Source organism: Photobacterium kishitanii, from assembly GCF_000613045.3.
Taxonomy (GTDB): domain Bacteria; phylum Pseudomonadota; class Gammaproteobacteria; order Enterobacterales; family Vibrionaceae; genus Photobacterium; species Photobacterium kishitanii.
The window spans coordinates 95,977-111,399 of record NZ_LN794353.1; the positions used below are offsets into that span (position 1 = coordinate 95,977).

Here is a 15,423-nt window from a genome sequence, read left to right on the forward strand (position 1 = left end):
TTCATTTTAAGTTTATGTTTTTTTTATCTGAGCATTACTCTGCTTAAGAATTCGCTTTGGTGTTGAGCCTTTGGAAATACAAGGAATAGTGAATGCTTCATTGATATTTCCAGCTGAAGGTAGGGGTATCTTGTTCCCATCGGTATCTTTTTTAAAGAGTGCTACTCGTTTGACTATCACTTTATTTCCAGTAACAGGAATATTTAAATGCATGTTCCAGCCTTTGAATATTGTTGATAGTTTACATAGTAAAGAGTATGAGGTGGACTCGTGTACTAATGATTGAAGGTAATTTCGAACTTGATATTCAACATCATCTTCAGACTCTAGACCTAGAGAAGAAATTATCCTTGTTAGATAAACTTCTGGCGTTATTGGTAGTTCGTTAAAAGTGTGCTGATTTAGTTTCTGTGTTATTAGATAGTGTGCAAAAGCGTAAATGGGTTCAGATACCTGACTCTCTCGTTTGTGGCGTTTGACGATTTTTGAAACAAAATCAACAGAAAGTGCTAATTCTTCGTGATCTTCGACGTAACTTAAAATTTCAGCTGGTTGAAAAGAGGTGCCCTGAGTACCACGAAAGTCGAATAGATTTTTTGTCATATCAAAAGCCTTCGCCAGCATAGCAACACGAGATAGAACAGATGCGCTAACTTTTACTCCTGCCATCTCTAATACTTGTGATCTTGAACGCATGTTACCCACATCAATGTGAGCAAAAGATAGATCATCTGTAACACCATATGTGATGGTCGCGATGAATCCTACTCCCGCCTCGACACATGCTTTTAATCGGTGGTGTCCATTCAGGATTTCACCATCAGCGGAAACGATTATTGGTTCTCCTGTAAGGCACCATTTACCATTTTTTATGGCTTCTACATATTTGTTTATTTTCGTTCGACTAAGTTTCCTATTTTTGTTTTGTTTGTTTACAGCTCCACGTTGTGAAAACTCAAGCATATCTCGAGCTAACCTAGGGCTAATGTAAACTTCGACATGTTTGAGGCTAGTTTTAACTAATTTAATATTAGTGTAGTACTTTGATTTATCTTTGAAAATCTCATATAGCTGCTCAGCTGGAAGGTTTTCATTTGATGCGTCAACAAGCTCTTGAGAGCTAGCCTGATAACTAGTGCTATTTTTCTCTTTATAGCGCTTAACTAAACTGTCAACGACAGACTTTTCTAGTGGATTATCACTAATGTCATCGTTCTGGGATCGTTCTTTATTACCATTCATTTGAGTATCCAAGAGTGTTATTACGTTGAGAGACTAATTTCCTTGTCGTGCTATGAGTACAGGTATACTTGCTCTGACATGATTGATCGGACGTGTGCGTCTGATCAAGTATTTTTTTTAATTTAGACTATGCAGAATGTATATTTTTAGATGTGAGAGTGAGTTTGTCCAAGTTATATTTAACCGGACGGTTAGCTTCCCGTGTTGGAAAATCTGTAAAGAGTTTAGTTACTTACTTACCAGCAATTGAGCTTGAAAATTATTTGTCCGTTACTCGCGTATACCCAGATCTGGAAGTTATTTATGACGCGGCGAAAAATAAAACTAATCTAAGAAAAGTGAGTGATATCCAAAAAGACATCAAAAATGAACTGCTGACGGGGGAGTTGGGTTCTCCGTTGTCATTGACTGTTGTTTTGGAAGGTAATCCGACGCTTGTTACTACAGGTGAATGTGGAAGTCTTGAGTATGATCGTGCATCTACATTTGTTGTTGGTAATGTTTTACTTTTAGTCGCAATGCTTAAAACTCTTGGAATAAAAGCCCCTCTCTTTTCATCAAGACTTAGTTCATCTGAAATTAAAAAAAATAGTATTTATCGTCAAATGTTAGCGAAAGATGAGGTAATGCTGACGTTTGTTTTTGATGATGAAAATGGTCTTAGTGAAGAGCAGGTTAGAGAGTTCTTCTTTAAATATAATCGCCAACATTCAGGTTTGCATTTAACTCAGTTTTCCAAGTCAGATAATACATTCCCATTGAAACCACTCATTGACCAGTTAACTCAGAATTTAAACTTTGAAAAATATGGTGGTGTATCAACAAAATCTAAACATGTTAAAGCATCTGATAGTTATTTAACGACAGAGTATATTCTGTTTAAGTTTATTGTCGGCTCTGTTGCTGGCTCACAAGTGCAGGAAACATCCATGATGTCTAACGATGTAACTTTTGCTTCAGGACAAAGGATGTCAGAAGTACTTGAGGACGGTTACATCAAGTATATTGAGGCCTTCCTAAAAGCGTGGCTTCAGCCATTACAGAATAATAATAAACTTACAAGAGGTGGTTTTCGTTTATCTGCTCAAATTTGGCAAGCTCTATCTTTAGTTGTCTATAAGTTGGTTGCTGATGGTGCTTCTATTGAAGATATTACACAGGCAGGTTTGATCTTAGGAAGACTTGATTACAGTAAGAGAGCAACACATTGGCATAATTGTGGGGTAATGGGATTGGATTCTAATGGACGACTGTTTAAGAATACGGCTAATTCAACACGTGAATTTAGAAATGGTTTAGCCCAATACTTTTTAGCTTTGGTCTGAAGTCAGTACATTAAATTTGGCTACCTACTTCTATAAGATACTATCATCTAGAAGTAGGTAAATCGATAATGAATAATTAGATTATTAATAAGTTTAGCTTTAGTTGAGAATACAAATTTTGATTGGATTTTTTCTTTTCTGTTGTTTCCTGTCGCTAGTCCTTATTATCCTTTAATTTATCTAGTAAATAGGGGGATAGCACTTCTTCGATTGGCAGTCTTGTCTGAGTTTTCAGCATTTTAATGATAGTCAGCATGGTATATGTATTTTTTTGAAGTTGAACTTCTAATTCATCTTTTTCTGCTTGAAGCTTCTTTATTCGCTGCATAAAAGCCACCTTACTATTTCTAGAAAGGATGAGTCCTTCTTCTGCCGGAGTCAGCCCAAGGCCATTCAGCAGTTGAAGATTGTATTTATGAATTAACGCTTTTCTGGTCGGAGTCGATAAGGTACTCACTTGTCCTTGAATAATACCTTTGCTCTTGAGTCGGCAATGAACAAGTGTCGGTGTTATCTCCTGTACCATACCCTCATTAGTAATTAGGATTAGCTCTTTTTCAATCGCTTCATCCAAGGCTTGTCCCTTGAGTGCTGTCATTGATTGACTTCCTTATCCTTAGCTTCTTTTTTTTCCTTCTCTAAGCGTATATGATCAATCGAAAACATATCGGCAAGAGTCGTAGGTCGTTGATTAACTGCAAGCTGCTCTGCTGTCGGGGATTCAATCAGTGATACAACAATACCCTTAGATAGAGCTTCAGCTGATTTAATTTTCATGCGCTCCAGTACTTTACAGCTCGATTCAATTTGAGTTAATGACTCGGTATAGCTACTATCTTTTTGGGCTAGTTTAGACAGTACTCCAGCGTGTTTTTTGTTGCTAATAGAGCGATTTACAATTGTTTCTATTTCACCTGCGCGTCCCGTCAGGGCGTGATAGGCGCATTCTTGTCCTGCCTGACACTTCGCCCCAAATGGACAACCCCAAAGACCGAGGTTACGGGTGCATGTACCTAGCGGCAGTGGACTTAGGTGTGAATGTGTTTTGAGTAAGTCTTTTGCTTTTTCTTTATCGCCATTACCCATAAGCTCTGAGTAGCTATTATTCAGATCAGGCATGAAGTTTTCTGAAAGATTTTTAGCTAGATAAGCCGCATTTTCCTCATGGGAACCCAGCGTGTGCAGGCTATTTTTAATATTCGTTTCTAAGTCTAAATCAGGAGCAAATATCATAGCTCCTGTCTGCTTGACATACTCGACAGGGTTAGTCGTCATGGAGTCATCAAGAGTACCTGCAAACAGCTCATCGAGATCAGTGCTCTGGTCGATGTCGGGAGGAGTTACGTTAACGTCAGCTTCGAAACTAGCAGAGAACAAATCAAGTTGCGGATCATTATCATAAGAATTATCAGCCTTAGGTGCATCTTTGGCCTCATAAGATTGAGCTTTACTCTCTAGCTCATCAAACTCAGATAACGATGGCGTTTTAAGCTTCTGAGCTATTGTTAGGTGTTGGTAATGCTGATTTTGGAATATATTACTTCGCCCCATGAGCATCGCCTGTAAATGCTCTGAAATATTAGCAATAGAAAGGAACGTATTCACATTGTGTCTAGGTATATGCGTTGTCAATGCTGTGGTTGAGCCATCTTCTTCAAATAAGCCATATTTTTTAAAGAATGAAACGCCAGTAGTTTTACCATTTCTATTTGTTTCGCCTAATATACGACCAATCTCTGGTGCAGCAACATCACGAACGATATTGTTATATGATCGCTTCTGCCCAATAGAGCTAGCTCCCTCTGGATAAATAAATAATAACTTTTCGTAATTGATTCGAATATGCTTGCCTTTATGGGGCTGATTTCGAAAGAAACCATCACCATTAAGTAGATATTTTTTGTCGGTAACAAATTTCAGATAATCACGATTAAGAGTTTGAGCTGAGTACCTAGTTATATTCCGAGACGAATTTTTTGGGTCTGGTTTGTCAATCTCAGGAAAGATCTTATAATTATTTAATGCTTTTTTTACTTTATCTCTTGCGGCAGATGTACCTGTACCTGCTGTATTAATTAAATACCGATCCATATCAGATAAATCCACCATACCATCTATTCCAATAGGTAGGCTAGCAGGTAAAAAATTGGTAAATCCTGACTGTCTTTGTGTTATCAGTACCTCACGAAAGGGTTTAGTCAAGCTAATCACAGCGGCAAATATTGATTCAACTAACGAGATCGCATTTGGCTCTACCCAATGTGCGGTCGCTGACGAATGCTTTGACCCGAGGTATTTTATTTTTAAGTCATACAACGGTAAATTAAACTTCTTAGCAAGCGCGAGCGCATCACCTTTAACTGGAAGTTTCTCTAGGGCATCCTCTTGCACACCTGATGCTTCCTCAAATCTGAAACCCGTTACAATCAGTAAAAGTAGGAGATTAAGCACAATTTTCTCCCCAACGCTTTCGGTAAGGCTAATTAAGGCAACAATATTGAGAAAAGCCTTGATGGTAATCAGTTTATCTTCATCGTCTGGGACTGTGCTGTCAGCGCAACCGTCTGGGATCTCCTTTGCTGCCTTTGCTCGCAGGGCTTTCTTCGTATAATTGGTGTTAATGCTGGCGTAAGTGGAGTTGTAGTCTGTCGGTGTTAGGGTAAAGCCTAATGCATCAATGTTTTTTGAAATGGATTGTAGCCGAGTCGCATTATTCGCAACATTTGTTAAATCATCAGGTTTTGCCTCAGCAATTAGTCCTATAGCATGATTGAACACTTCATGATTCAGGTAAACGGGGTTAGTTTGCCCTGTAATTTCAATCAAGGATCGATAAAGATGCCTAAGTAACTGAATAGTATCATATGTTTTAGATGCTGAAGGCATTGCCTCATTCAGCGGAATGATTGACATGAAATACGCACGAATAAAATTTTGATATAGAGGGTCTTTAATTTGTACGTCAGGCTGCTTAAAAGCCTTCCCTGTATAAATGAATATTGCCTTAACCGAACGACCGCTGGTTTTAAGCCAGCCAGTGCCTTTTGCCCCTAAGTGGTGCGATTTTGCATTCCAATCAAGGCTATCGCCAAAGTTTTCATTACGAATATTCCAGCGCCTTTCTTGTGTCGCTATAAATTCCTGTAGCTTTTCACGACTATCATTCATAACAGTTTTCCTTGTTTCGTGGCAGCAATGGTCTCTGACGATGATTTGGATAACCGATTCGATGAAGGGGCGGTATCTGAAACTATGCTACGCGCAGGTCTTGGGGGGGAATTTTCAACACGCTTCATGACTAGCATGATGTTCTCTTTCATCCGAGTCAGGATTTCCACGGCAGGATTTCGAGCATTACCAACAGCATTAGAAAGTGCCACTGCTTCAGTGATTTCTTTTTGCACTCCCAAGAGTACCTGCTCATGCTCACCCTCCTCAATAAAAGGGCGAAAGTATAGGCATCCATAGCAGGCCCTTAGCTCCGCGAATGGGCATTCCTTGGAAATTCTTCCACAGCCGCCGCTATTCGTGTGGAGTTGACCACCGACAATTCCAGCTACCTTGATACCATGCCAGTCTTCCGCATAAACAAGATCCCCCGTAATCATCAAAGCCATCATGTTCTGCCATGTCGCATTCACGCCTAATGCACGGTAGCGCACTCGTGCTAGCTCAGGAGTAGCTAAAATATAATGCTTTGCAACCACCTCAGAAGAGTGACCCAAAACAAAAGCTATCTCAGCCGCGGTTGCGCCTTGCATAGCCAATGAGTGCCCCACGTTGTGGCGGAACTCTGAAGGGGTAAACTGTTTTATGGCAGTTTTATCTTCCCGCACAAGTGCCTGATATTCTTTAGGTGAAAACCTCAATATTTGACGGTTCAACGCTCTTTTAAATCCATCGCTTGAGCTAGACCAAGTGGGGAATAGCTTGCTCTCAGGACATAAATCTTTTTGTTTAATGTACGCCCTGATTAGATTTGCGACCTCATATGGCAAGGCTACATTGATACGCTCAACGTCATATATTAATTCTCCTGTTTTTGCATAAGGTATAGCTATAGAATATCGTCCAATTTCTCCTTTTTTTACCTTTGTATCTTCATTTAAAGCTGAAGCAACCAACTTATCTAACTGGACAGGGCGAGCGCCTGTGACATATTCCAGCCCTAGTATACTCGCATCCATCAGGTGCTCAGTTTTGAATTCCTCCCCTTCATCAAATGATTTACTCATTTCCCAGAGTCCGTTCAATATCATGCTTAGGGTTTCGTTTGATATAACATTATCAATTTCTTGATAAATGAGAAAAGTATCATTCTGTGGACGTGCAATGAGTATTAAATCGTCCTCAATATCTTCGCCAATCATTGGGAAATCATATTTAGATAAGGTGCGCGCAAGGAAAAGGATACTATAGAATGCTCTATCTCTACACTGAAACTCATCCCATACTCCACGATCAAGTAAATCGACTAAGGTTTTCTTTGATAACTCTAATTGATGTACTTCAAGCCAATCAAATAACTCATATATGCAGGCAACAAAGTTAACTAAGTGAGATGGTAATTTATCAATTAAGTATTGGGTTACTCCGAATTTAACTATTTTATTTTTATAAGGACATGAAGATCTATTTACGAATAAGGCGTGTTTTTTACCAGAATAACGATAACGCCATTCATCGCTGTAAGTCATAATTGATTTAGTATCGAATTCACCTGCCGCTAAAAAAGTTAGCTCTTTAGGAAGGGGAAGATCATTAATTGCTGCCTTCTGGGCTGCCGAGAATAACTCATGTTGGCTAGTGCTACTGGAATTAACAACATTATTAGAATTCATAGAAAATACCCTCGGTTTCTTCAGTCTCTAGCTGTGCCTTGAAACTCCGCTGTATATCAGTACTGTCTGCCTCAATGCGCTCAAGGTTTCGGAAATTACCTTGTTCATCAAAAAAACGCCTCGCATATCTCATAGGCATTTTACTGTTTTCTGACCAGCCCCCCTGAGATCGTAGGGTATTGATTGCATTTGACATTATTTCTTTGTTATTCAATATCTGCCCAGTACTTACTGCCATATCAACGGCTTTTCTATGCTCTGACTTATACAGGTGGTCAAGATGTTCATATGCCCAAGTGTGACGAGCAACCTTGGGGGTCAACTTGGGTAGGTCAATATAAAGCGTGGTATCTCTAAACATCGGAAAGTGCTTTGTCAGCGTACTATCAAGGGCATGGAATATATCCCTTACTGCTTCATACGAAAGCGGATTGAAAGGGGCTACAGATGAAGTGAAAATATAACCATGATCATGATGGACTCCATCACTGAAATGCTGACTGCGATACTGCTCAGTGAACCCCTTTAGGTGTAAATAATCGCGCTTACTTAATGACAATATGCGATGTGAATGCCCAGTTTTTATAGCAGGCTTGCGGGTTCGTTTATCGATTACGCCTTCTTCTCGATTGGTAACGACTAGCATGTAGTTGACAGCGCCACTCGGGTCTGGCGCACTCATTTTATATGATCGCCTATCTAGCAATAAAACCTCAGCTGCTCGTAAGCCATAGTAAAAATAGAGCCTGACCAGTAAATCATTACGGATTTGAAGGTAGGTAGTGGAAAAGGGGTTACGTGAATTCGGCTTACTCGGTGTGGATGGTATTGATATCACCATGATAGCCTTTCGCATTGATTTTGGAATACTCTGATACGATGGCTTACGGTCACTAGATTCACTACTTTTTTCGATTAGATTCAACCTTTTACTCATAGAGGCGAGATCTTTTTCATACTGTAATCGAAGTTTTTTGCAGTCGCTCACGGACATATCGAGGTATTTAACTGTTGCGTATGTACGAGACAGGTATTTAAGAAATCTAATTCCGGCACGAACCCGATTCGCATTGGTTTTTTTTGCGCTATCTGAAGCATAATCTAAATAGTGAACTATGCCATCTATCGGGTTGTCATGTAGATGTTGGTTAGAGCAGAGGAACTCGAAATAATTATCCAGCTCCACGATAGGCTCAGCCAGATCGTAGTCATTACGCTGTAAGTAATGGCAAAAAGATATGCCATATTTTCGCTCCCAAAATTTATAAAAGTACGTTAGTGAATATAGCGCCTTTTTCTGAGTCTCAGATGCTCGGGTTGCTAGCTCACTCATGTAATACATGGTGGGATAGAGCGTAGGCATACACGTTTCTGTGTCAAACATAACCCAGTGTGAATGTTTGCCATTTGATACTTGTTTAACGCTATGCATGAACTTATGCCACCTACAAAGTATGTTAGCTGTGAAGTTATAGTAGACACGGTTTATATACTTTACAAGTGCTCAGCTCACAAAACACTCATCTCCTATATCATTGATTTGAATAGAAGAGGTGAATCTATATGAAGTTACGCTACCACACGGACTATTTAACATAAGGTACATAATGCGCACTCATGTAACACATCATTAACAGGGAATATACTGAACGCAAACGCGGTCAAACCTATGCTATATATCTGATAGTTTTGACCTTTAAGCTTTTTTGTAATGTCTTGCCATGCTTGTTTAGCCTTATGTGTTTTAGCTTTATCAGCGGCCAAATAGATTAACGCATCATGAATATCAGTTTTTGTTTCTTCTGCAAGAAAAATAACTTCATTTTCAGTTAGATAGCGTTCGCCTTTGCGGATTCTACTTAGTTTTGCACCATCAATACCCAAATCAGATGCAATTTGCTTGTCTTGTACGTAGTTTTTAGCTTCTTTGTATGCGTCTAACAGTTTATTAATGTGCATAACGGTTCTCCTTTTTCCCTATTGTAGCCCCAAAATTGTCATTTTTGGCATCTTGTAATTGTCATAAATGGCAATTAGGATTGTCAAAAATGACAACTGGGTAGCAAGAATGAAAAGAATCTTAGTACATGATTTAGCAACAGATCAGTTTGAATACGTGAACTTTCTTCACGCTCAAACGCTATGCTCATCATTCACAAAACCAGACATTAACAATGGCCGTAAACTACCAGGTTATGTTGATCATACACGTCCAAATAATTCTTACGTGGCTGATTTGCTTAAACGTCAGGCATTAGCAACACCAATTCATTCTTTTGATACTTCTGACAATATTCAGCCGTCTTTTGCTGCGCCATGTTTGGACATACTTAATCTAGTTCGTCCACATCGTGCATTTGCGCCGGTTATGTCACGTGCTTATATCAACCTTAAAAAGAAAATTGGTGAGCTTGATGCCATGCGTTCTTTGGTAGCTGCTAACGAACGCCTAACTAAAAACGAATTTCGTTATACGTTTTCTGACGATCAGTTAGTCACGTTTGCCAAAGCTAAAAGCCATGCAGTCATGAAAGCTGTCGCTGTTATTGAAGATGATGCTCAAGCGTTTCAAGTAGCATCTTCAATACTAGCTGACTACGGTTTGTATTTTTCTGAGGCAGTGATCAAGGCTAAATCAGAAAATAACGAGCTGCGTTCGTTAGTTAATCGTGCAACCAATGAACTTTGGTGGCGCAGAGCTTTACGTAAATTATCAGCCATTGAAGTTGAACGCGTGGCGCGTGATTTAGCGATTGTTCATAAATATGGACAAGCATATTGCTCTAATTATTCAGTTAGCCGTCGTCGTGAACGCGATACGGATAACAAAGCAATATTAGAAAATACAGTCGCTTATGATGAAGTTAACGAAGATAACTGGTTCACATTATCAGACTTAGCGGATAAATCTGTATCAAATCCTGTTGTTCGTCGTGCTGAAATGTTCGTACGTTTAAAGGGATTTGAGGCCATTGCACAAGACAATGATCATGTGGCGATGTTCTATACCCTTACCTGCCCTAGCCGTTTTCACTCGGTGTCTAAGTCGCATGTTAACCAAGCATGGTTAGATGCTGGCAAGCCAACAACGCAAGGTGCTCAAGCCTATTTGTCTGCTGTTTTTGCGGGTTTCCGTAAAGCATTAGATAAAGCTGGCATCAAGATTTATGGCTTACGTGTTGCTGAACCTCATGCTGATGGTTGTCCACATTGGCATTTATTGATGTTCATGGACAAAACCCAACATTCAGACGTGACCAATCTTTTCAGAAATTATGCGTTGCAAGATTCACCTGAAGAAAAAGGCGCGCAAAAACATCGTTTTACCGTTGAAACGATTGATTGGTCTAAAGGCTCAGCCGTTGGTTATGTAGCTAAGTATTTGTCTAAGAACATCGACGGTAAGCACATTGATAATGATGTTTCATCCGATTTAACAGGCGTTGAAGCTTCAGAACGTGTTGTTACTTGGGCGCGTGTTAATCGTATTCGCCAGTTTCAATTTATTGGTGGACCATCTGTGACGGTATGGCGTGAGATGCGCCGTGTTCGTGATGAAATTAAAGAGGATGATCCTTTGATCGCTTCATTATCTACAGGCGAACACATGGCATTAGAAAATGTTCGTCGTGCTGCTGATGCATCTGATTGGCAAGCATTCTGCTATGCGATGGGCGGTGTCTTTGTTCGTCGTAAAGATCAAACCGTTTCCCCTGTTTACTCCATTCCTCAAATCATGAGCAAGCTCGTTGATGAATGGGGAGAAGAACATACCACTGAACGAAATGCCACAACCCGTTATGGCGATGCTGCTATTGCGCGTGTTGTTGGTGTGCTGTTTCGTGGTGCGTTCTTAGCAACTCGTGTCCGTAATTGGAAGACAGAAAACAAAGAAAAATTCCTACGTGGCACTAAACGCATTATGTCTGGTGTGGTTGATGTATTCGATGTTCTTGAACGCGAAAACGAATATCACCGTTTGGCTGATGCGCAATTCAATGAATACCAACAATATTTACAACGTGTAGACGAGATAACTGCTTTTGCTTTTGATGAAGCGGCATGGCCTTCGTTCGTGGGCGCAGCCCATGACGGAGGTCTGTCCGCTTCATCCTTGGACTTGTGTCAATAACTGTCGAAATTTGAAAATAAGGAAAAACCAATGATTGTATTAGCCCGCATAAATGACAAAGACGATATTGAAAAGAAAACCAACACCAATACCAACACGGGCGAAAGCCGTGATTCGGGTATCGTGAAATTACAGCTATTTAACCCCTCAGAAGTGGTTGAAGCCCGTATATCCCCTGAGTTATGGGATGCGTTTGGCGGCGGCAGTGATTTAGTCAAACTGATTGATAAGAAAGTCGAGTTTAAAATTCAACACGTTGAACGATCATTCGCTGGTGACGGTGGCAAGCACGTGTCATTCAGTGGCTACCATTTATTAGGCATTCCAACACTGGAAACTAAGGCTTAATTCAATGGAAAACCTAACACCTGAACAACTTCAATTTATATCTGAGGCGTTGTATTGGGGATTAGGCGTCGTTTGTCTTGGCCTTGGTGCAATATTCGGCAGTCAAAGATAATGAACGATTTTTTACTATTCTATGGCACTTGCTTTTTCATTGGCTGGTGTCTTGGTTATGGCATGTATGCCTATAAACGATTTACAGAAGTGACTGTAAATGACTGATATAAAATGGAGTTACAAAATGAATAACATTAAAAACATCTTAGCATCTAAAAAAACGGCAGCGGGTTTATTAGTTGCTTCTGCTGTCTGTTCTACATCTGCTTTCGCTGCTGATCCTGCAACGGGTGCTGACGCTGCTTTTGCTCAAGTTGCCGCATTGGTAACAAAATTTGAGACAGCTGCTTGGCCTATCGTTATTTCGATTACAGTCGCAGTTATTGGTATTTCACTGTTCAAGAAGTTTTCAAAGAAAGCTGCTTCTTAATATTTAATCCCATTAAGTATTATTTAATTAATTGGCAGCCTTTGTGCTGCCTTTTTTAATGGTGATGTATGCGAATTATATTATTCCTATTGTTATCTACTTTATCTTTCAATGTGTTTGCTGCAATAAATATGGTTGTTACTCAGAATCGATTTGCAGCGGCTGGTGATGGTTTTAATGTTGGCGATTGGACAACTGATGTAGCTGTAAAAGCAAAGTTTAAGCCTCCATTTACTGTTAATTGTTATAACTCAGGTTGTAAGGTTTCAAATTGGCAAGGTGTGTTTTTTGTTGCTAAGTCAGGTACGCCTCCTGCACCTGTTGAGAATTATTGTGACACCATTCAATATCAGATTGATTATGATGCGGCTAGAAATGCATGTGAATCCCAAACATCGGAATTTCAAACCGCTACGTTCGCAGGCCAATGTAATCGTGAGGCTGAACGTTTAGAAAGTACGTGTGATTTAGTCGGTGTGACTCCTCCAAAACCAGAGCCTGATCTTTGTCCTGATGGTTCACAACCTAATGCTGATGGTTCATGTGGTGATACTGGCGGTGACGGAGGGGGTTCAGGTGGCGGTGGAGATGGTGGAGGTTCTGGCGGTGGCACTGATGGTGATGGCTCAGGTGATATTGATTTAAGTGGTTTGCTTGATGCGATTAACAACAATAACAAAAGTATTACGGGGGCAATTACTGATAGTCGCCCTGCCGTTAATGACCTCTTAAACGTTCAAACTAAAGCATTATCAACCTCAGTAGAATCTAATCGTTTACTGGGTGTTGGCATTGCTGCGCTTGATGTTTCTAATGACGCATTATCAAATATTGCTAATTTAACTAGAGACTTAAACAATAAAACAGCCAATGAAGTTTCTCAGTCGGTAGAGTCTAATCGCTTATTGGGTGTTGGCATTGCTGCGCTTGATGTTTCCAATGATGCCCTATCAAATATCGCTGATTTAACTAAAGACTTAAATGATACCGCTATTAGTAATTCAGAACGTATTACAACTGAAATTGTAAAGAATACCGATGAACTTAAATTACAAACAGCCCATCAAGAGCAAATAACAGAGAGTCTATTAGCCTCCAATGAACTATTGGCAAATATTGATAAATCTATTTCTAGTTCAAGCTCGATTACATCAAGTGAATTATCAGAAATGCTAGGTTCATTAAGTACAGATAATAAAAACAATAACGACGATATTATAGATAAATTAAATGAGTTAGATCGTAACGCCAATAAGCACGATTTAACCTATGGCAACCTTACGGCTATGGCTAACTCTGCAGATTTACTAGTCGAGGCCAACCTTGATGAATACCAGAACTTCCTTGAAGGAAAAATAGCAACGGCTTTAATTGAAACACCAATGACAGAAGCTCTGTTTGATAAGGTTAAAGCATTCGCTAATGAACTGATCCCTATTTCTACAACCTGCCAAAATCTCTCCTTTGGTGATTACTTTACGATTGAATGTTCAAAATTTCAGAAGTTTAGAGACATATTTGGCTTCTTTATCTACGTCTATACCGCTTTGACTTTAATAAACATTTTGTTTACTGGCATTGTGCCAAACCCTGCAAGGAAATCTAATTAATGGCCTTACTACTGTTACCCGTTATTATTCAAGGGATTGCTAGGTTTACAAAATTTCCAGCATTAATTGCTGCATTGTTTTCCATTGCGACCTCAATATTTACGTTCTTCCTCAAGTTCTTTACTCGTCGCGTAATAACGAACTTGGTGATTGTTTCCATGATCACTGCCTCGGCAGTATTGGCTTACACCGCTATTGAAAGCTTGTTATTAACTATCAAGTTTTATGTGCCGCCAGAAGTGTCTGTTGGATTAGCCATTATAGCCCCTACTAATTTCACGGCCTGTGCTTCGGTGCTATTTAGTGCTCGCTTAATCCGTTGGGTGTGGGAATGGAAAGCATGGGTAATTCAGACCATGAGCAATACCTAATAGGAACATAGATATGGCTGTTTACGTAATAACAGGAAAATTAGGTGGTGGTAAATCAATTATGTCGGTCTCTAAGGTGCGTGAGTATCTTAATGAAGATCGTATCGTGGCCACCAATATTGATTTGAGGTTGCACTGGCTGGTTAGGCATGAGGCTAAGAATTGTCGAGTGATGCGCGTTCCTGACAAGCCGAGTGTATTTGATTTGAATGCTATCGGTTTAGGTAATCCATTAATAGCGCGTGGTATTAAAGATGAATCACGTAATGGCCTGTTGTTACTTGATGAATGTGGTACTTGGTTTAATAGCCGTGATTGGAATGATAAAGGCCGTAAGGAGCTGATTGATTGGATCATCCATGCTCGAAAACGCGGCTGGGATATAGGCTTTATTGTTCAAGATTTATCTGTGCTAGATAAGCAAGCGCGAGTGATGTTTGCGGAACATGTGGTTTATTGTCGTCGAACTGATCGCATGACGATCCCGTTTATCGGCTCACTGTATCGCATGATCACGGGTCAACGGTTGAAGCTACCAAAGATGCATGTTGGTGTGGTGAAATACGGTACAGAACGCCATTCAATGACCGTTGATAAATGGACGTGTTTTGGCTCTGGTCTTTACAACGCTTATAACACCTCCCAGATATTTACCAGTAACTATGATCATGGCGTCTATTCATACTTGCCACCTTACTATACACATTATCGTTACCGCGTAACGTATGGCTTTAGGAATATCATGCGTATTACTAAGATATATTTCAAACGTTTTAAGAAAGTGACCTGCTTTGCTGGCGGCTGCTTATTGTCATTGCTGTGGCTTGAGTTTAATGCGCCAGATACTGAGGTAGTCACAATATCCCCGACTGAATACGCCAATTATAAAATAACGGGTTATTACAAGATGCCTAACCAGCCTTATACCTATTCGATGCAAAACTCTGATGGGACAAACATATCAAGTATTCAATTGAAAGATATTGGCTTTAAGGTGACAGCTATTAACGCCTGTACGTTAAAGCTATCAAATGGAAAATCTGAATCGTTAATCAAGTGTAGGTAAGATC

General features: G+C 39.8%; 13 protein-coding genes. 7 read left to right on the forward strand and 6 right to left on the reverse strand.

All coding sequences use genetic code 11. The features are described from left to right. Positions 1–12: 12 nt before the first annotated feature. Positions 13–1,242 carry a ParB N-terminal domain-containing protein gene (locus PPBDW_RS15665; protein ID WP_036790126.1) on the reverse strand — a complete coding sequence of 410 codons (1,230 nt, stop codon included), beginning with the start codon at positions 1,240–1,242 and terminating at the stop codon, positions 13–15. 158 nt (positions 1,243–1,400) lie between these two features. Between PPBDW_RS15665 and PPBDW_RS15670 the strand changes: the two genes are divergently transcribed. Then, positions 1,401–2,567, forward strand: coding sequence for a hypothetical protein (locus tag PPBDW_RS15670; protein ID WP_424022321.1), 1,167 nt, complete (start codon positions 1,401–1,403; stop codon positions 2,565–2,567). Between the two features lie 154 nt (positions 2,568–2,721). On the opposite strand, the gene PPBDW_RS15675 is transcribed toward PPBDW_RS15670, so the two are convergent. The 5 genes from PPBDW_RS15675 to PPBDW_RS15695 form a co-directional block, all read right to left on the reverse strand. Next, complete coding sequence (locus PPBDW_RS15675; RefSeq protein WP_036790129.1) at positions 2,722–3,165, reverse strand: hypothetical protein; 444 nt, start codon at positions 3,163–3,165, stop codon at positions 2,722–2,724. Further along, complete coding sequence (locus tag PPBDW_RS15680; protein WP_036790131.1) at positions 3,162–5,735, reverse strand: hypothetical protein; 2,574 nt, start codon at positions 5,733–5,735, stop codon at positions 3,162–3,164. Before PPBDW_RS15680 ends, PPBDW_RS15675 begins: the two co-directional genes overlap by 4 nt. Continuing rightward, on the reverse strand, positions 5,732–7,408 hold the full coding sequence (locus PPBDW_RS15685) for a site-specific integrase (protein WP_054262124.1): 1,677 nt from the start codon (positions 7,406–7,408) through the stop codon (positions 5,732–5,734). The genes PPBDW_RS15680 and PPBDW_RS15685 overlap by 4 nt, the downstream gene beginning before the upstream one ends. Further along, the gene (locus tag PPBDW_RS15690; RefSeq protein WP_036790134.1) at positions 7,398–8,840 is read right to left on the reverse strand and encodes a site-specific integrase; all 1,443 of its coding nucleotides are present in this window, start codon (positions 8,838–8,840) and stop codon (positions 7,398–7,400) included. Before PPBDW_RS15690 ends, PPBDW_RS15685 begins: the two co-directional genes overlap by 11 nt. Before the next feature lie 158 nt (positions 8,841–8,998). Continuing rightward, positions 8,999–9,367 carry a DUF3693 domain-containing protein gene (locus PPBDW_RS15695; protein WP_036790136.1) on the reverse strand — a complete coding sequence of 123 codons (369 nt, stop codon included), beginning with the start codon at positions 9,365–9,367 and terminating at the stop codon, positions 8,999–9,001. A gap of 109 nt (positions 9,368–9,476) precedes the next feature. On the opposite strand from PPBDW_RS15695, the gene PPBDW_RS15700 reads away from it, so the two are divergent. From PPBDW_RS15700 to PPBDW_RS15725, 6 genes are all read left to right on the forward strand, one after another. After that, positions 9,477–11,540, forward strand: a complete 2,064-nt coding sequence (locus PPBDW_RS15700; RefSeq protein WP_054262125.1) for a replication endonuclease — start codon at positions 9,477–9,479, stop codon at positions 11,538–11,540. 30 nt (positions 11,541–11,570) lie between these two features. Continuing rightward, positions 11,571–11,888 (forward strand): hypothetical protein, encoded by a 318-nt coding sequence (locus PPBDW_RS15705; protein ID WP_036790139.1) that lies wholly within the window; start codon positions 11,571–11,573, stop codon positions 11,886–11,888. A gap of 238 nt (positions 11,889–12,126) precedes the next feature. Beyond that, on the forward strand, positions 12,127–12,372 hold the full coding sequence (locus tag PPBDW_RS15710) for a major coat protein (RefSeq protein WP_054262126.1): 246 nt from the start codon (positions 12,127–12,129) through the stop codon (positions 12,370–12,372). Between the two features lie 68 nt (positions 12,373–12,440). Next, the gene (locus PPBDW_RS15715) at positions 12,441–13,982 is read left to right on the forward strand and encodes a hypothetical protein (protein ID WP_054262127.1); all 1,542 of its coding nucleotides are present in this window, start codon (positions 12,441–12,443) and stop codon (positions 13,980–13,982) included. After that, the gene (locus PPBDW_RS15720; RefSeq protein ID WP_036790148.1) at positions 13,982–14,353 is read left to right on the forward strand and encodes a DUF5455 family protein; all 372 of its coding nucleotides are present in this window, start codon (positions 13,982–13,984) and stop codon (positions 14,351–14,353) included. The genes PPBDW_RS15715 and PPBDW_RS15720 overlap by 1 nt, the downstream gene beginning before the upstream one ends. A 13-nt stretch (positions 14,354–14,366) precedes the next feature. Further along, a complete protein-coding gene (locus PPBDW_RS15725) occupies positions 14,367–15,419 on the forward strand; it encodes a zonular occludens toxin domain-containing protein (RefSeq protein WP_036790150.1) in 1,053 nt (350 codons plus the stop codon). The last annotated feature ends 4 nt before the right edge of the window (positions 15,420–15,423 follow it).